This window comes from Neorhizobium sp. T25_27, from assembly GCF_002968565.1.
Taxonomy (GTDB): Bacteria; Pseudomonadota; Alphaproteobacteria; order Rhizobiales; family Rhizobiaceae; genus Neorhizobium; species Neorhizobium tomejilense.
In genome coordinates, this window is the sequence record NZ_PVBJ01000003.1 from 500,125 (window position 1) to 518,712 (window position 18,588).

General features: G+C 58.6%; 15 protein-coding genes. 6 read left to right on the top strand and 9 right to left on the bottom strand.

The features are described from left to right. Position 1: 1 nt before the first annotated feature. From C5J24_RS12605 to C5J24_RS12615, 3 genes are all read right to left on the bottom strand, one after another. Positions 2-1,066: an ABC transporter permease gene (locus C5J24_RS12605; protein WP_105418261.1), complete on the bottom strand. Its 1,065-nt coding sequence runs from the start codon at positions 1,064-1,066 to the stop codon at positions 2-4. A gap of 35 nt (positions 1,067-1,101) precedes the next feature. Then, positions 1,102-2,598, bottom strand: coding sequence for a sugar ABC transporter ATP-binding protein (locus tag C5J24_RS12610; protein WP_105418263.1), 1,497 nt, complete (start codon positions 2,596-2,598; stop codon positions 1,102-1,104). Positions 2,599-3,222: 624 nt separating this feature from the next. Beyond that, a complete protein-coding gene (locus C5J24_RS12615; RefSeq protein ID WP_105418432.1) occupies positions 3,223-3,687 on the bottom strand; it encodes a MarR family winged helix-turn-helix transcriptional regulator in 465 nt (154 codons plus the stop codon). Positions 3,688-3,769: 82 nt separating this feature from the next. Here C5J24_RS12615 and C5J24_RS12620 point away from each other — a divergent pair, with 82 nt between their 5' ends. Continuing rightward, positions 3,770-4,180: a DoxX family protein gene (locus C5J24_RS12620; protein WP_105418265.1), complete on the top strand. Its 411-nt coding sequence runs from the start codon at positions 3,770-3,772 to the stop codon at positions 4,178-4,180. A 20-nt stretch (positions 4,181-4,200) separates the two neighbouring features. Continuing rightward, complete coding sequence (locus C5J24_RS12625) at positions 4,201-4,884, top strand: glutathione S-transferase family protein (protein ID WP_105418267.1); 684 nt, start codon at positions 4,201-4,203, stop codon at positions 4,882-4,884. 317 nt (positions 4,885-5,201) lie between these two features. On the opposite strand, the gene C5J24_RS12630 is transcribed toward C5J24_RS12625, so the two are convergent. From C5J24_RS12630 to C5J24_RS12655, 6 genes are all read right to left on the bottom strand, one after another. Beyond that, a complete protein-coding gene (locus C5J24_RS12630) occupies positions 5,202-6,521 on the bottom strand; it encodes an aspartate aminotransferase family protein (protein ID WP_172723938.1) in 1,320 nt (439 codons plus the stop codon). Positions 6,522-6,658: 137 nt separating this feature from the next. Further along, positions 6,659-7,429 carry an SDR family oxidoreductase gene (locus C5J24_RS12635; protein ID WP_105418271.1) on the bottom strand — a complete coding sequence of 257 codons (771 nt, stop codon included), beginning with the start codon at positions 7,427-7,429 and terminating at the stop codon, positions 6,659-6,661. 81 nt (positions 7,430-7,510) lie between these two features. Next, positions 7,511-8,416 (bottom strand): aminotransferase class IV, encoded by a 906-nt coding sequence (locus C5J24_RS12640; RefSeq protein ID WP_105418273.1) that lies wholly within the window; start codon positions 8,414-8,416, stop codon positions 7,511-7,513. 90 nt (positions 8,417-8,506) lie between these two features. Continuing rightward, complete coding sequence (locus tag C5J24_RS12645; protein ID WP_105418275.1) at positions 8,507-10,321, bottom strand: hydantoinase B/oxoprolinase family protein; 1,815 nt, start codon at positions 10,319-10,321, stop codon at positions 8,507-8,509. Between the two features lie 13 nt (positions 10,322-10,334). Further along, a complete protein-coding gene (locus tag C5J24_RS12650) occupies positions 10,335-12,434 on the bottom strand; it encodes a hydantoinase/oxoprolinase family protein (RefSeq protein ID WP_105418277.1) in 2,100 nt (699 codons plus the stop codon). 100 nt (positions 12,435-12,534) lie between these two features. Next, on the bottom strand, positions 12,535-13,668 hold the full coding sequence (locus C5J24_RS12655) for a LacI family DNA-binding transcriptional regulator (RefSeq protein WP_105418279.1): 1,134 nt from the start codon (positions 13,666-13,668) through the stop codon (positions 12,535-12,537). Positions 13,669-14,187: 519 nt separating this feature from the next. On the opposite strand from C5J24_RS12655, the gene C5J24_RS12660 reads away from it, so the two are divergent. The 4 genes from C5J24_RS12660 to C5J24_RS12675 all read left to right on the top strand — a co-directional run bounded on the left by C5J24_RS12660 (position 14,188) and on the right by C5J24_RS12675 (position 18,450). Next, positions 14,188-15,114, top strand: a complete 927-nt coding sequence (locus C5J24_RS12660) for a substrate-binding domain-containing protein (protein ID WP_105418281.1) — start codon at positions 14,188-14,190, stop codon at positions 15,112-15,114. A 52-nt stretch (positions 15,115-15,166) separates the two neighbouring features. Beyond that, on the top strand, positions 15,167-16,693 hold the full coding sequence (locus C5J24_RS12665) for a sugar ABC transporter ATP-binding protein (RefSeq protein ID WP_371412640.1): 1,527 nt from the start codon (positions 15,167-15,169) through the stop codon (positions 16,691-16,693). Between the two features lie 73 nt (positions 16,694-16,766). Continuing rightward, positions 16,767-17,744, top strand: coding sequence for an ABC transporter permease (locus C5J24_RS12670; protein WP_245437547.1), 978 nt, complete (start codon positions 16,767-16,769; stop codon positions 17,742-17,744). A gap of 169 nt (positions 17,745-17,913) precedes the next feature. Beyond that, a complete protein-coding gene (locus C5J24_RS12675; protein WP_105418287.1) occupies positions 17,914-18,450 on the top strand; it encodes a gluconokinase in 537 nt (178 codons plus the stop codon). Positions 18,451-18,588 lie beyond the last annotated feature (138 nt).

The following is an 18,588-nucleotide window of genomic DNA, read 5'->3' on the forward strand; positions in this document are numbered from 1 at the left end:
GTCAGCTTGTCTGCGTTTTTGCGGGTAACGGGCCGGGCACCGCCGCCTTGCCGGCTGCGCCCCTTTTGCGCTGCGCATAACCGGCGATGCCGATAGCCACGAGCAGGGTGAGACCGTTGAAGAGCGGCTCGACAAAGAATGAACCGCCGATCTGCTGAATGCCGGAGATGCCAACCGCCAGAATGACGACACCGATCATCGTGCCCCAGACATTGACGCGGCCGGGCTTGATCGTGGTGGAGCCGAGAAAAGCACCGACGAGCGCCGGCAGCAGGTATTCCAGCCCCACGCTTGCCTGGCCGATACGCAGTTTCGAGGCGAGCAGGACGCCAGCAAGCGCCGCAAGCGTCCCCGAAGAGACGAAGGCGCCGATGACGAAGCGGCGGACCGGGATACCGTTCAGCGCAGCCGCCTTCGGATTGGCACCGATGGCATAGACATAGCGGCCGATCGGCAGATATTCCATGATGATCCAGAGCGTGACGGCAATGGCCATAACATAGAAGCCGGTGATGGGCAGACCAAACACCATGGTGCCGTTGAGCGCATAGAAACCATTGGGCAGAACACCCACCACCTGCCGGCCGCCGGTATGCCACAGCGCCAGCGCATAGAGTATGGTGCCGGTGCCGAGCGTGGCGATGAAACTGTCGATCCGCGCCACCTCGACCAGAAGCCCATTGAGGAAACCGGTGAAGGCGCCGAGCGCCAGCACAATGGCAACAGCGATCGGCCACGGGACACCGAACATGGTCTGGAGACTGATGGCCAGAATATGCCAGAGCACGATGCCGTAGCCTACCGTGAGATCGATGCGACCGGAAGCCATCGGGATCATCGCCGCCAATGACAGAATCGCGATGATCGCCTTGTCAGAAACGATCGAGCGCAGATTCAACAGGGTCGGGAAGGTCGCGGGCAGCAGGACCGAAAACAGAAGAATCAGGAAGACTGTCAGAATGACGAGACCATAGACTGGGACATAGCGGGCGATCTTCTGACCAATGGTTAGCCCGGCCAGTTCGCCGCGCGTCGGCTCAAGCGCCGTGGATTCGATCGATTGCATTATTCGTGGCTCCCGTGGTCTACAAGGCTTGCGGTCTAGGCCGCTTCCGATGCCGAGGCGGCGGAAATGACGGCGGATGTGGTCAGGGCCTCACCCTGAAGTTCGGCGACGATGCGGCCGCGCGAAAACACCAGCGCGCGATGGCAGATGTGGGCGATTTCTTCGAAATCGGTGGAAACGACAACGACGGCTAGGCCGGCTTCCAATGCGCGGGCGATCAGTTTGTAAATCTCCGCTTTGGCACCGACATCGACGCCGGCGGTCGGGTCTTCGGCGATTAGCAGTTTGCGAGCGGTCACCAACCAACGGCCGACGACGACTTTCTGCTGGTTGCCGCCCGAAAGGGCTTCGATTGGCAGTCTCTGGTCGTTCGGGCGCAAGCCCACTGCTTCACCGATCTTGCGGGCCTGCTTGGCCTCCTCGGTCGGCGACAGGAAAGAGAACAAGCCACGGCCGGATGCACCAGGATTGATGAAGGTGTTTTCCCGGAGCGACAGCGACATCGCAACAGATTCCTCCGTCCGGTCGCGGGCGATCAACCCGACGCCGGATCTCATCGCTGCGACAGCGCTCGAAAGGTCGGGGATTTTGTCGTCGAGGTGAATGGTGCCGCCAAATGCCTCGCAGCCAAACAGGGCGCGGCCTATGTTTTCCTGACCGGCGCCGCGCAGTCCGACAAGGCCCAGAAGTTCGTTCCGGCGGATATCGAAGGATACGGGTCCTGTGCCGGCGCAGGTCAGGTTTTTCGCTGCAAGGACGGTCCGGCCGGGTGTGCAGGCGGCCTTGACGAAAAGCTGGTTGGCCGGGCGGCCGACGATCATCTCGATCAGGTCGTCCGGCCGCGTCTCGCTAACTGGCCGCTGGCCCACCAGCTTGCCGTCCCGCAGGACTGCGACGCGGTCGGCGATGCGAAAAATCTCGTCCAGCCGGTGCGACACGTAGATCATGCCAACGCCCCGTTCCTTCAACGGGCGAAGGGCGTCGAACAAGCGCCCCACTTCGTCGGCTGGAAGGCTTGCGGTCGGTTCGTCGAGAACCAGAACGTCAGCCTCGACGGCAAGTGCGCGGGCGATTGCAACAAGCGATTTTTCCGTGCGGGTGAGGTCCTGGACGCGGGTGCTGGGGTCGAAGTCGCAGCCGACCAGTGCCAGCGCCTCGCGGGCACGATCTTCCGTTCCGCGCCAGTCGATCAGCCGCGAACGCATGGAAAAGCCCTGCGCCAAACCAACATTCTCGCCGACCGTCATCCATTCGATCAGACCGAGATCCTGATGGATGAAGGCAACGGGTTGACGCGTGTTGGGTTTCGGCGGGCGGTGACCGTAAGGCTCACCGCGAAAGAGGATTTGGCCGCCATCCGGCTTATAGATGCCGGCAAGCGTCTTGATCAGCGTCGACTTTCCGGCGCCGTTCTCGCCGAGGAGCGCCAGGATCTCGCCAGCGAGCAAATCGATGGAGACGTTTTCGAGGGCGCGAGTGCCACCAAATACCTTGGTGATGTTCTGGAACTCGATGAGTCTGCGATTGTCCACCCTGCTCCTCCCAAAGCTTGCTGCCACCATCATACAGTATGTTATCGATAACATCGACGTCAAGAGCATTTCCGCTCCCCGTCAAGAATAGTCCCAACGCCTCTCTAGAATGAGGTTCCGAAATCGCAGACGGTGACGACCGATGTCCTGCCCAAGGCCAGCTGGTCAGTCGAGAAGGCGCCGGTTCCGCTCTCCGATGCCGACGCCGGAAAGTCGAAGGGGGTCTGTCGGGTCAGACGTTGCCGTTGAGACGGCTGAAGCGGCTGACACCCGGCCGGGCTTCGACATTTCCACGATGCCTCTGGCGTCTACTCGGCCGGCATCTGTCCAGACGATGTTATCGGCCGGCGGATGATCCATATCGACCGGTACTCTGGGCAAGCACTCGTCGATCTGTCCTACCAAGGCTTGCACGCCTTGATGGGATCTGAACCGACGGCCCCGCTATTCCTATTTTCGCTTGGTGACAGATTGTCTATGCAGAGCAAGATCTTGGTTCGGCAGGACGGATGTGAACCGGCGACTGACAACCAATGATTCACTCGCGAAGCTCTGGCTTTTGCGAATGAATTTCGCGACAGAGATTCCCCCTAAAATTCAGCGGCGGCGATATTGACTCGAATGTTAGGAATTTCGCGACAATGCGGCCAACAGTTCGGCCAGTTGATCGGCTTGGGCGTCGTCCAGCTTGTCGCCTAGATGTCGCTGAATCGCCGCCGCATAGACGTTCCACATGCGCGCCTGCATGGCCCGGCCGTCCTCGGTGATGATGACCCATCGACCCCGTCCATCCTCGGAAAACACCTCGCGCTGAACAAGACCGGCCTTGTCTATTCGGTCGAGAAGCCGGGAAAGATTGTGCTGCGCCAAGAGGGTGCGCTCCTCGATCTCGTAGGGCCGCAAGCGACCACCCTCGGCCCGCGACAGCTCCAGCAGCACGTCATACCAGCCAAGCGGGGGAAGATCGGCCGCCTTTAAATCCTGCTCGATCGCGTCAAGCACGAGTTGCTGGGCGCGCATAAGGCGGACCCATGCCCGGGTGATGGCTGGGGAGGGTTGCTGCGTTCTGGAATTTGAACAATCGGACATGAATGCAATTACATCTATATTGACCAACAAGGCAAGTGCCTATATAGATGCAACTACATCTATTATCCACCGAGGCTCTACCATGACACAGAAACGACTAACCGACGACGGGGTAACGCTGCTGCGCGTCAGCCTCGGCGTGATGTATCTTGCCCATTCCATCGTGCTTAAACTGTGCACCTTTGGCCTTGCCGGCACGGCGGGCTATTTCGAGGCCATCGGCCTGCCCGGATGGCTGGCTTACGTCACTTTTGCGGCGGAAGCCGTGGGCGGGGTGATGCTGGTTCTTGGCATCTATGCCCGGTGGGCGGCCGTGGCGCTGGTTCCAGCGCTTCTCGGCGCGATCATCTGGGTGCATGGCGGCAACGGATGGGTGTTCACCGCACCGCGCGGGGGCTGGGAATATCCGTTTTACCTCATCATCCTGTCTGTCGCGCAATTTCTGCTTGGCGACGGCCGCTATGCGCTGCGTCCGTCCCCCACCCTTCGCTGATCCACAAAGGAGATTTCATCATGTCCGACGTAAAGCTGAGCCTCATCAGCCATCACCTCTGCCCCTACGTGCAGCGGGCCGCGATCGCCCTGACGGAGAAGGGCGTGCCGTTCACGCGCCGCTACGTCCATCTGGCCGCAAAGCCGGACTGGTTCCTTGCCATTTCCCCGCTCGGCAAAGTGCCCCTGCTGATCGTCGAACAGGACGGTGGCACGGACATCGTGCTGTTCGAGAGCGCCGTGATCTGCGAGTATCTTGAAGAAACGCAGCCCGGCGCGCGCCTCCATCCCGTCGATCCGCTGACGCGGGCGAGGCATCGTGGCTGGATCGAATTCGGCTCATCGATCCTCTCGGACCTCTGGGGCTTCGAGACCGCCAAGGATTCCGAAAACTACGAGGCCAAGCGCAACGCCCTGATCGACAAGTTCGGCCGTGTCGAAGCCGAGCTAGGCGACGGTCCATTCTTCGCCGGCGCGGCGTTCAGTCTGGTCGATGCGGTCTTTGCGCCGATCTTCCGCTATTTCGATGTGTTCGACACCATCGCGCCGACCGGCGCGTTCGACGCGCTGCCCCGCGTGACGGCATGGCGAAAGGCACTGGCAGCGCGCCAAAGCGTCCGCGAGGCCGTCACACATGATTACGCTGATCGCCTCAAGACCTTCCTGAAGAACCATGACGCATGGCTGCTGAAAGCCACCGCCTGACGAATTCGCAAAAGTCCCAATTAAAGAGAGTGTTTTCCCGCGATAGTCGACGATCGCATAGCGATAGTTGCGACGCGCAAAGCTAGACCGAGTACTCCCCCTTGCCACCCCTCGCCCTATGATAGGGCCGTCACCAAGGTTCCTTTACGCTATCTCGCGATTGGAGCTTCGGCGACTTCACATTCCTTTATATAATCTATCTCGTCCAAACCTGTTCGGCCGGCAATGAAAGCGCCCGCGGGTTGCCGCGCGATCTCCAGTGTGATTGCGCGGCAAGGCCTGAATGGTCAAACAGGGTCGCACCCGGCTCGCAGGCTTCATGCGCACTTCTTGAAGATCGTATCAAGACGCTCGAGAGTGTCCTGAACATCGCGTTCCGAGTGAGCTATCGTGATCCCATAATGGGCAGGTGAAACCGGGCCCGCGGTATCGTGGAACCAGAGCCCGTGGCTCAAGCACTCAGTCACGAACTTCTTGTAGGTCGCCCTGTCTTGCAATGCGGCAACTTTGCGGAAGTCGAAGTCGTCTTCCGGATTTTCGACCCCAAAGTAGATGCCGAACCGAGCGCCGAGACCACGCACGTGGCCGGCAATCTTGTGCTTGGACAGGAGAGCGTCGATACCCGTAAACAACTTGCTCCCGGTATCCTCGATGCGATCGTAGAAACCGTCTTCGCTGGCGATGGTCAGGCACGCGATACTCGCCAGCACTGGCATCAGTGCACCGCTATAGGTCCCGCTCACCGCGGCGTTCCCGATCGGATTGACATGCTCCATGATTTCTTTTTTGCCGCCAACGGCCGCGATTGAGAGGCCCCCGCCGATTGCCTTCGCCATGGCAGTCATGTCAGGTAAGACGCCATAGTACTTCTGAGCGCTACCCGGCCGCATCCGCAAGCCACTGACCACCTCATCGAAGATTAGGACGATATCTTCGCGGGTGCACATTTCCCGGACGGCGCGGAGATATTCCTCCCGCGCTTGGAGGCACCCGCAGTTATAGCTGATAGGCTCCAGGATGACACAAGCGATCTGACCCTTGTATTTCTTTAGTGCGTACTCCAAAGCCTCGACGTCATTGAAAACCACGTTGACGACGCCGTCCTTGGCGTGGATCGGAAATCCTGCGGAATCTGCATTCGTCTCCACCTCACCACGCCGGTCAACATTGCTCACCATGTTATGGTTAAACCAGATGCTCTCGTACATGCCATGGAAATGGCCCTCGAATCTCAGCACCTTCTCGCGGCCGGTATAGGTCCGGGCCAACCGGATTGCAGACTGCGTTGCCTCCGCGCCAGTATTCAATAACCGGAACCGCTCGCAACTCGGAAAGAAGTGCTGCAGCAACCGGGCGAGTTGCGTGTGGTATTCCGTATCGAAATTCATGAAGAACCCCACATCCAGGGCCTTGCCAATCGCCTCGCGGATACGCGGGTTGTTATGTCCGAATAGGGCGGCGCCCGCACCCGTGTGGAAATCGATGAACTCGTTTCCATCAGCGTCCCAGAACCTGCTGCCATCGGCTCGGGTGATGTAGAGCGGCTGGCCGAGCGGTGCGTTGTAACGTTGTCCCGCCGAAGCACCGCCGATGAAATACTTGCTGGCTTCGGCGTGAATTTCAGAGAGTTTTGTCATTTGGATCGTTCTCCGTTTGCGGCGACCTGTCTGCAACTGCGGCGCCCTCGCTCTCATCGAGCTGTGTTTCGAGTTGGTCGTTCCCGGAGCGACATCCATCCTCCGAAAGACGGTGGTGTGGGCGGTCGGTTCCGACTTCAAAGACTGGCGGTTATGCCGCCATCGACGTAGAGCGTGTGGCCGTTGATGAACGAGGAGGCTGGGCTGGACAGGAAGACCGCGGCGCCGACAAGTTCGTCCACCTCTCCCCACCTGCCAGCTGGCGTGCGTTTCTGAAGCCATTCGGAGAATTCTTCACTCTTTACGAGAGCTTCATTGAGCGGTGTCTTGAAGTAACCCGGCGCGATCGCATTGATCTGCAGCCCGTACTTTGCCCAGTCCGTGCACATCCCCCTGGTAAAATTGCGGATGGCCCCTTTCGTCGCGGTATAGGGAGCAATTCCAGGACGGGCGAGCTCGCTCTGGACGGATGCGATATTGATGATCTTTCCCTGGCGGCGAGAGATCATGCCCGCCACGACAGCCCTGCTCACGTAAAACGCGCTGGACACGTTTGTCCTCAGCAGCTCTTCCCATTTTTCAACCGGAAACTCTTCCAGGGGTGAGCGAAACTGCATGCCGGCATTGTTGATGAGAATGTCGATCGATCCGACGGATGCCTCAATCTCAGCAATACCGGATGCGCTCGATTGTGCGTCCGTGACGTCGAAGGAGCAGACCTCGCAAAGAAGGTTTTCGGTCCGCAGCTGATTCTGCGCGGCTGCGAGTTTTTCTCTGCTCCGGCCGTTGAGGATAACTTTGGCGCCGTACCGAGCAAGCCCTCTTGCGAGCGCCAACCCGATGCCTTGACTTGAACCGGTTACCAGCGCGGTCTTAGCGCTGAGGTCGAAAATGGACTGCTGCTGCATGGCGGTTACTCACTCGCTTTCCATTGGGTACTTCGCCGGGCAAGGCAGCCACCTTGCCTGGGCCAGTCGCTTTGAACGCTGTTATTCATAGGCGATGGGCGTGGCATGCCAGCCCTGCTTGCGCTTTTCCCAGAATGTGTCCTTGAGACGGGTCGAGACCAGACCCGGTCGGCCATTTCCGAGAATGCGGCTGCCCAGCTTGCTGATCGGCATGATGCCGCCGGCTGTCGTTGAGCAGAAAATTTCGTCGGCATTTTCAAACTCGGCGCGCGTGATGTCCCGAAGCTCGCAATCAAGCCCGAGCATCTGGCAAAGTTCGATTACCGATTTGCGTGTAATGCCTTCGAGCGCGCCGGAGCGCGGTGTGACAACTTTGCCCTCGAACACCGCAAAGACGTTATAGCCTGGACCTTCCGTGATATGGCCGTGGCGGTCGAGCAGAATGGCGGTCTCGGCACCTTGTTCATGTGCCTCAAAGTTACCGCGGGTGAGATCGCCCCAATGAAAATTCTTGATCGTCGGATCGAAGGATTCTGGCGCAATCCGCTCGGGGGTGCCGATGATCGCGTGAACGCCACGCTCCTGTTGCTCCGGTGTGAAGACCCACACCCAAGGCAACACGTGGCACATAAGGTAGCTGCGCCCATAAGCAGGGTGTAGGGGCACGCCGCGGGGTGGGCGAGAGCGAACGCAATCCATCGCGACATATGCTTCTCGATAACCCGAGCGTTTGACGATCTCGGTCAGGATCTCCTTAATCTGATCGTCACTTTCCTGCGGCTTCATACGAAGCTTTTCCATCGACGCCCGAAAACGCTTCACGTGGTCGTCCAAACGGAAGAACACGCCATAATAGACGCCGACAACGTCATAGGTGACATCGGAACGGCGATATCCCCATTCGGTCACCGGGATCTTGGCATCCTTGAGCGGCACATATTGACCGTCGACATAGGCAGCGCCGCTGCTCCAGTCCAAATCCGACATGAGAGAATGTCCTCACCTATTTACCTTTAGCTTGGCTCCGATGCTGGCGCCTCTTAGCTGGACAAGGGGTCCCAGCAGGATCTCGATTGATTAGCTCGCTGCGGCGAGCGGCCTGCCCTTACTGCGCAATTTCTCCGTTCCGACGGGGTCAAGTGCCAGATCATCCGTGGCGCGCGAGCCGACGACGGCAACGCCGTAGACGTCGCGGGCGCGTTCGAGGCTGATCCAGCCTTCGGCCAGATCGTGGATGACCCGAGCCGGATCGCGCTCGGTTGGCACGCCGTAGCCGCCGCCACTTGCCGAATGCGAGATGATCTTTTCTCCCGCCTTGAGCGTGATGCCATGGCATGGGGGTAGCTCGACAACGCTCCCGTCAACCTTGCGCATGGCCGCTCGGCAGGTACCACCCGAGCCGCCACCTCGCGTACCGGCTGCCGGCGTAACCGTGCCGTCCGCGGCATAGAGAATGGTCAGTTCACTCCCACCCCAAGGGCCATATTCGCTGTAGATGGACGGGGCGCCGCGATAGGTACCGGCACCCTCGCTATCTTCTATCAGATGCCGATCGTCGATCAGGATCGGATGATGCAGTTCGTCAACCTCGACACTGTCGATACGGCACATGCCGGCATTACCCGCATGGATGATCGACAGGAAGCCGTCGGTGACTGGCGTACCGGCACCGCCGCTTACGCCGATATGGACCTGGTTGATGAATGGCTCGTCTTTGTTATGCGGATCGCGTCCCGAAATGACACCCATGCCGGGCGGTTGGATCGGCCCCGTAGCCGCCTGACCGTAACCTGCTGACAACTCCGCAATCGCACGCTGCACCGGGTTAGTCACGTGGTCGGCCAGATTGGTTGTTGCAACAGAACAGGATGCCGGATGACGCGGAATGCCGACGCAGCAATTTTCCCTGAGCCTCACGTCGATGCGACGGAAGCTTCCGGAGTTCGGGATCACACGATGATCAAGGAGCGCATTGAAGATACCGATCATGGCAGCACTCTTCGAGGTCGCTTCGGTCAGGTTGAGACCGCAGGGCTGGCAATCGGGATTGTCGGTGAGATCAACCGTGATGCGGGCATTTTCCGCGTCGATCTCGACCTCCACCTTGACCGGAATACCGTCCGGCAGGCCAAGGAAGGGGTCATGTGCCGAATGCAGCGTGATCTTGCCCGTCGTCAGCTTCGAGATGGCCTGGATCATCTTCTGCTCGGAATAGTCGAACCAGCGCGACGCGTAGCCTTCCAGCACATCCCAGCCAAGTTCATCGCCGAGCGCCAGCAGTTCGCGTTCACCGATACGAACAGAACCGAGTGTCGCCAGGAAGTCGCCCCACCATTGATCCGGTACGCGGATACGAGACTCGCACATGCGCACAATGTCCTGGTTGGTTCTGTAGTCTTCCTGGATCTTCGTCGCCGAGAAGATCAGCGCGCCTTCCTCGTAGACGTCCTTGACGTCGGCGAGATAGGTGGAAGGGCGCGAGTTGCCGCAATCGGCCTGATGCGCCTTCGCTAGGACGAAGAAGCGCAAAACGCCCCCGTCATCGACGACCGGAACAATCATGCAGTGGTCGGCGGCGTGAGAATTGCCCTCATAAGGACTGTTGTGCAGGAAGCAGTCGCCGCGCTTCATAATGGGATGGTGCTTCAGCACAGCCTGGCACATCAGGTCCGGGCCGATCAGTGTGTGGTTCGGCAGGCTTTCTGCGGCCGACAGCATCTGGCAATCTGCCGTCAGCACGACGCACGAAAAGTCGTGCGCGGTGTTGAGAATGCCGGATCGTGCTGTCCGGAAGATGGTGTTCTGCATCTTGCGGGCGATCGTCTCCATGCGGCTGGAGATCATCGCCATCTGCACACCGTCGGGAGCATTTTTCGAAGGGGAGCTGGTCATGTGCGACTCCTGATTAGAATGTTACGCGCAAGCCGCCGCCGGCGGTGCGTTCGGCTACGGTCTGCGGATCGATGACGACCGTGGTGAATGAGGATTCGACGATAGAAGGACCGGGCGCCGGATTGCCGGGAGCCATCGCTTCGAAGCGGTGAACCGGGACGTCGATCCAACCTGTCTCACTGAAATAGACCGGCCGGGATGCCTTTCCGCCACTGAAGCCCCCTTCACGTGGTAGCGATCCTGAGGTCGCCTCCTTCAGCTTGCAGCTTACCTTCGCCCGCCAGGTAACGAACTCGACCTCGGAATCCGGATCGGAGATTTCGAAGATACGCTGGTGCATTTCATGGAATGCCGATTTCAGCGCCTGCAGGTCGCCATCAGAGGAAATCCGGCTGGACGGCAAGGGAACGTCAATCTCCCAGATCTGGTGCGGATAACGCGCTTCGACCGAGAATTCGATCTTGTGCTCGATCGCATTCGCCCCGGGGCCCTCCGCAAAGCTCTGGCAACGGGCTTCCAACTCAGCGAGCACCGTATTGATCTTCTCGCCGTCGAACTTGCCGCTGGTCGTGAAGTTCAATTGTGCGTAATCGGATGAAAGCTCCGACATCAACGCACCGGCAGCACTCATCACCGCGCCGGCTTCCGGGATCAGTACCCCAGCGCACTGCAGGCGCTTGCCGATTGCAACCGCATTGAGGCCGGCCGCGCCGCCGCCACCGATCAACAGTGCAGATGCCGGATCGATACCCTGATTGACCGTGATTTCCTCGACAGCGCCGACCATCTTCTCTGTCGAGAGCTTGAGAACCGAGGCCGCAGCTTCCTCGACGCTGATGCCGAGCGGATTAGCGACCTTGGTACGCAGAGCCTCGGTCGCGCCGGCACGATCGAGAACCATCGCGCCGCCAAGGAAGAAGTCCGGATCGATATATCCAAGAATGATGGCGCAGTCGGTGACCGTCGGCTCGGTGCCACCGCGGCGATAGGCGACTGGGCCAGGCGTCGAGCCAGCGCTCTGGGGACCAAGCTGCAGGATACCGCCGTCATCGACCCAGGCAATCGAACCGCCGCCGGCACCAATGCTCTTGATGTCGACTGAGGGGAAGCCAGTCATATGGCCGCGCGTTGTCTGGCCAATCCAGGTTTCCCGGCTCCACGGAATACGGCCGTCGCGCACGAGGCTAACGTCGAACGTGGTGCCACCTGTGTCCGCGACGATGGCGATCGGGTTTCCGAAATCGCGATCTGCATAGTAGCGGCCGGCGACCGGTGCCATGGCCGGACCGGAATTGATCGAGTGAATCGGCGCTCGTGCGACGGCCTCCGCATCCATGATACCACCGCTGGAGGTGACCATCAGCGTGCGCCCATCGAACCCCGCGTCCTTCAGACGATTGGTGAGGCTGTCGAGATAGCGGAACATCAACGGCTTCAGCGACGCATCGATGACGGTGGCCGATGCGCGGCGATATTCGCGCAGTGTCGGGTTGAGCTGGTGCGACAGGGTGAAGGGAACATCCGGAAGGTGCTGCTTGATCAACTCGCCGATGCGCAACTCATGGACGGAATTCGTAACCGACCAGAGAAGGCAGACCCCAATTGCCTCGACCTTCAGGTCTTTCAGGCGCTTCAGCGTTTCCATGAAGTCGGCCTCGTCGAGTTCGGAGACGACGTTGCCGCGGGCGTCAATTCGTTCGTTGACCTCAAACGTATAACGGCGTGGTACATATGGCTCCGGATATGCGACGGTGAAGTTGAAGGGCTCGATCCGACCGCCCTCACGGATCACCAGAATGTCCCGGTGCCCCTTTGTCGTTACGAACGCGGTCTTGGCCGTCTTCTGGGTGATGATCGCGTTGATTGCGCGGGTAGTGCCATGAATGAACATGGAGGCGCGTTTGAGGAATGTGCCGCGGTCAAGCTTGTAGTGATCCGCCGCGAGCTGCAAGGCATCGAGCACGCCGCGAACCGGATCATCCGGGGTGGTAGACGCCTTGAACAGTCGAATCGTTTCGCCGTCCTCCACGACCAGATCGGTGAATGTGCCGCCGGTGTCGCAGGCAAGCCGAAGCCCCGTGCTCAAGCCCTTGGCGTGGGAATTGATATCCATCAAGCAAAGCCTTCTCTCTAAGGCGCGGCGATGTGCCGGCCAGTTGCTCAAAGTCATGGGGAGGTTTGGTTGTTTGTTGGGACCTGCTGTTACCGCGCGCTTAGCTGGACGGTTCTCCGCATGTCTCCCTCACTGTGAGTTCGGGCAGGAAAAGCGTGTCGGAACCTCCCCCGACAGCCCCTGCCAAATGGTTTATGATCCGATCGACGGCCGCCGCGCCCATCGCCTCGATGGGTTGGCGTACCGTCGTCAACGCCGGATAAGATAGTTGACTGACCCAGACATCGTCTATTCCAACCAAGGAGAGGTCGCCGGGCACGGATAGACCAGCTTGTCTGAAGCTTGCGAGGAGACCGAGAGCAATCATATCATTGAAAGCCACAACAGCAGTTGGCCGAGGGCGAAGTTTCAGCACCTCCGGTGCCGCACTTCGGCCAACTTCCAGCATCTCGGCGTCAGCGATATCACGCGCTCCGTGATCTGCATCGAGCAATACGACCAGATCGCCCTGGAGGCCTCTGTTTGCCATGGCGGCCTTAAAACCAGCCAGACGCTTGCGGCGACTGTATGTGATCATCGGATCCGTGACGTAAGCAATGCGGCGATGCCCGAGTTCGTACAGGTGTTCCACTGCCAGATCGATCGCTACTTCATGATTGAAGTTGATCGTATCGAGGCGAGGGAGGCGAAGATCCGACCGGTCCGCGTCAATCGCGACAACGGAGAAATCACTTTGCGGTCCGTAAAAGCCTTTCCGGGCACTCAGCGGCGCAATGGTGATCAGATCGCTGACACCCAAACCGACCAGGTTCTCCAGAAAGCGCTTTTCGACTGCATTGTCGCGCATCGTGTTGCAGAGATGGACAGCGTATCCAGCCTTGACCGCAGCCTGCTCGATCGCGAAAACCAGTTGGCCGTTGAACGGATTGACGATACTGGGAACAACGAGCGCTATCCCCTTGGTTTTACCGGTCTTCAACTGCCGGGCGGCTTGATTTGGCTTGAAACCGAGACGTCCCACCGCATCCGCGATCCGCGCCCTTGTTTCCAGACCCAGCCGCTCCAGCCTGCCGTTCATGTAATTCGAGACGCTCGTATTGGAGACGCCGGCGGCTTTGGCCACATCCTGAATGGTCGCGCGATCGGCTGCAACATCTACCGATGTCGCGCCCTGAGCACTCGATCGCCGTTCGCTTCGCTTCGGCCGTGTGGTTTCCATATGTTCATCATCCATGATCAGGCCGTCCAGGCTATTGGAGCGACAAGGATATCACCGAAGGAAGGATGCGACAGAGGACATGTGCGTCCTCCGACAAGTCTCGCTTGGTTAGTGTAACGATACACCTCGATAACTTGTTGTCAAATTTTTTTTGCGCCTTTATGCGCCGATTATCCGGGGCTGATGACTACAATTCCCCCGGAATGGAGCCAATTTCAAAATTTTATAATAATTCACAGCCATGGCGATTGACACAAACCAAATGTCAAGTTTATCGTTTCACCTATCGAAGGGGTGGCTTTCCTTTTGGGAGAAGGTGGCCGCTCCGCTCGAAGAATTATCGCAAAACTCCAGGTTCTCGGCCGATGTCGAGCACCCAGCGACGCAAACTCCCCCACACAACCCAAACCGAGGCTGTCTGTGGACTGCCGCGATTGGGGACGTGTGCGCCCCGTGAGCGCCTACCCGTATAGGGCTCCGGCAGGAAACAGAAAAACGGGCAAAGAATGATCACCCACACACCGGAGCAGGAACATGAAGAAATTCGCACTCGCAGCCGTATTCGCAGCAAGCATCGCTGCATCCGCGCACGCCGAAACCACGATCGGTTTCAGCATGCAGCGTTTCGATGACAACTTTCTCGCAATTCTGCGTAGCGGCCTGGAAGCACGCGCGAAGGAGCTCGGTAACGTCAAGCTGCTGATCGAAGATGCGCAAGGCGATGTCTCCAAGCAGCAGAGCCAGATCGACAACTTCATCGCCAGCAAGGTCGATGGAATTATCGTCATTCCTGTCGAAGCAGACGCTGGCGTGACGATCTCAAAGACCGTCGAAAATGCCGGAATTCCCATGGTCTTTGCGAACAACCAGCCGAGCAACATCGACAAGCTGCCGGCAAAGCAGGTATTCGTCGGATCCGATCAGATCGAGGCGGGCACACTTGAAGCCACCGCCGTCTGCAAAGCGTTGGGCGGCAGGGGCAATGCTGTCATCCTGATGGGTGAACTGGGCACGCTTGTCGCTCGCGGCCGAACCGAGGCCGTTCACAACGTCTTCAAATCGGATGAGTGCAAGGGCATTAAGATCGTTGAGGAACAGACGGCTGGCTGGCAGAGAACGAACGCTCTCGATCTGGTTACCAACTGGCTCACGGCCGGCACGCAGTTCGACGCCGTCATCGCAAACAACGACGAGATGGCCCTCGGCGCCATCCAGGCATTGAAGGCATCGGGAGCCTCCACGAAAAACGTTGTTGTCGCAGGTATCGACGCCACGCAGGACGCTCTCGTTGCAATGAAAGCCGGCGACATGGCTGTAACCGTACAGCAGGATCCAGCGGTGCAGGGCAAGGATGCACTAGACGCGATCCTAAAGGTCGTGAAGGGCGAGCCCACCGAGAAGAAGATCTATTCGAATCTGACGTTGGTTACCAAGGACAATCTCGCGAACTTCCTTAAGTAAGGTTCACAATTTGCGCGCGACCACAAGTCGCGCGCAATTTATTTTCGGAGGAATTGTCATGAGCGACGTTACATTGGCCGATCCCACAGCCGAACAGGCCTTGCTTCTCAGTGCGCAAGGCATTCGGAAAGAGTTTCCAGGCGTGGTCGCGCTTGACGGCGCGCAATTCAACCTCCGGAGCGGTAGCGTCCACGCCGTGATGGGTGAAAATGGCGCCGGCAAATCTACGTTGATGAAGATCCTTGCAGGAATTTATCAGCCGGACGCTGGGTCGCTACACCTCAAGGGAAAAGAGGTTATGCTCTCGACGCCGCTGGATGCGCTCGAGAAGGGTGTCGCCATGATCCATCAGGAATTGAACCTGATGGCCTCCATGACCGTGGCCGAGAACATCTGGATACGGCGAGAGCCGCGCAATGCGTTCGGGTTCATCGACCACAAGAAGATGAACCGGATCACAAACGATCTTCTCCAGCGCCTTCGCATTAACGTCCGGGCGGATGGCGAGGTCAGAACCCTGTCGGTCGCCAGCCGACAAATGGTCGAGATCGCCAAGGCTGTCTCATATGATTCCGAAGTCTTGATCATGGATGAACCGACTTCGGCCCTTACCGATCGGGAGGTGAGCCATCTCTTCGAGATCATCAGGGAACTGAGGACCGAAGGCAAAGGTGTCGTCTATATTTCGCACAAAATGAACGAAATCCTGGAAATCTCTGACGAAATCTCCATCTTCCGCGACGGCAAATATATATCGACGCATTCGGCCAGCACCATCAGTCGCGACGAAATCATCCGGCGGATGGTGGGCAGAGAAGTCCTTCAGATGTTTCCCAAAGAGGACGTTGAACTGGGCGACGTCCTTTTGTCGGTGAAAAACCTCGATCTCGAAGGTGTTTTCTCCAACGTCTCGTTCGATTTGCGCGCAGGCGAGATCCTCGGAATGGCCGGGCTCATAGGGTCGGGGCGCTCAAACGTTGCGGAAGCCCTCTTCGGGGTCACCCCCCCGACATCCGGCGAAATTCGCATCGCCGGACAGAGTGTACAAATCAGAAAGCCAAGCGATGCGATTGCGCACGGCATGGCCTTTCTCACCGAGGATCGCAAGGAAACAGGTTGTCTTCTCGCGCTCGACATTCTCGAAAACATGCAGATCGCAGCACTACAAACCCGTTATACACGCTCGGGCTTCGTACAGGGCGGCTCTGTCGCCGTGGATTGCGCCGAAATGGCGCGTAGGCTGCGCATCAAGATGACTGGCCTGAACGTGAGCATCCAGAACCTGTCGGGTGGGAACCAGCAGAAGGTGTTGATTGGGCGGTGGCTACTCACCGCACCAAGGATCCTCATTCTCGACGAGCCGACAAAGGGTATCGACGTTGGCGCAAAGGCGGAAATCCACGGTCTCGTTTCCAGTCTCGCCAAATCCGGCGCAGCGGTCATTCTGATCTCGTCCGAGCTTCCCGAAGTCCTGGGGATGAGCGATCGCGTCCTGGTCATGCACGAAGGGAAGGTGACGGGCATCCTGCCGCGGAGCGATGCGACCCAGGTCGCCGTAATGGAACTGGCATCCCGTTGATCGGACCAATAAGGGAACAACTCCGATGGAAAAGAATCTCGCTGAAAAAACTCGCATTGCGCCCTCCCCTGCTATGCAGAGATGGAAGCCTCCTCAGGAACTCAACATCCTCCTTGTCCTCGTCGGGATTGCCCTGATCTATGAGGCAATGGGCTGGATATTCATCGGCCAGAGCTTTCTTGCAAACACGCAACGCCTGACGATCACGATCCTGCAGGTCTCCGTAGTCGGCATCATCGCCGTTGGCGTCACGCAGGTAATCATCACCAGCGGCATCGATCTCTCGGCAGGCTCCGTGGTCGCCATGACCGCAATGATCGCTGCGAGCGTAGCGCAATCCTCCGAATGGACACGGGCTTTATATCCCGGCTTCACCGACATGCCGGCAATCGTGCCGATTAGCGTCGGCATCATCCTCGGAGCGATAGCCGGACTCATCAACGGTGCCCTTGTTGCCTATGCTCGGATACCTCCGTTCATTGCCACCCTCGGTATGATGGTTGCAGCGCGAGGCATTTCCAAATGGTACACGAAGGGCCAGCCAATCTCTGGTCTGACTGACCAGTTCACCTTCATCGGCTCCGGTGCCTGGCCGGTCGTCGTGTTCATCGTGGTCGCAATTATTTTCCATGTCGCCCTGAAGTACACTCGATATGGCAAATTCACCTACGCTATTGGCTCGAACATGCAGGCCGCGCGCGTGTCGGGCATCAATGTGGAGGCGCACCTGGTCAAGGTGTATGCGATAGCCGGCATGCTCGCCGGACTCGCTGGAATCGTCACCGCAGCGCGTGCCCAAACAGCGCAATCCGGCATGGGCGTCAACTACGAGCTTGACGCAATTGCAGCAGCCGTTATCGGCGGAACGTCGCTAGCCGGCGGGATCGGACGGATCACTGGGACGGTCATCGGCGTCATCATCCTGGGGGTAATGTCCTCTGGCTTCACGTTCTTGCGCGTTGACGCCTACTACCAGGAGATCGTCAAGGGCGTCATCATTGTCGCCGCAGTGACGGTTGACGTCTATCGCAACCGTCGCGGTCGGGGTTGACCGCTGCATTTGACACCATTGGAGACCCAAGAAATGTCCACGTTCCGCTATTTCTCGCCTTATGCCGCACGGCAACTTCTGAATTGGTACTGGTCTGTAAAGCGTTGGCTTAAGGGTAAAGAGGCATCGCCGTAGGCGGAAAATTACCTCACAGGCATGAGAAGACTGCATGATGGTCGCACGACAAATGCACAAGATACCAGTAATCGTGATGGGAGTGTCAGGATGCGGGAAGACATCGGTTGCACGCTTGGTCGCGGCTCGGCTTCAACAGACGTTTGTGGAGGGTGATGAGCTTCATTCCGTTACCAACATTGCAAAGATGACCGCTGGCACACCGCTGACCGATAATGACAGGGCTGAGTGGCTAGAAACCATCGGTCGCGCCTTAGCTTCCGATAGTCATGATCCGCCGGTGATCACTTGCTCCGCGTTGAAAGCGCGATACCGGGATAAATTGCGATCACTCGCAGGCTGTACGGTGACATTCCTCTATCTGAGAATCTCCCGTGAAGAAGCCAATCAGCGACTTGGCTGTCGGATTGGGCATTTTATGCCCGCCGCGTTGATCGAGAGCCAGTTCCACACCCTGGAAGATCCTTCGACCGAGGATGACGTGATAACGATCGACGCTGCTACACCCGAGAGAATCGTCGAGCAGTTCATGACCATACTCTCCGGTGAGAACCGACAGGCCGCGCAATGACCCGTTTCCTCTGACATTGAGGAAACTGGTTGGAGGATAAGCTGCTGCTGTGACTGCGAGAAACGGCAGGCTGATCCTCACGTCCTTGCGCTGCTGCGATCAGTCCGGCTAAGCTCCGGGCGATCTCAGGGGTCACGG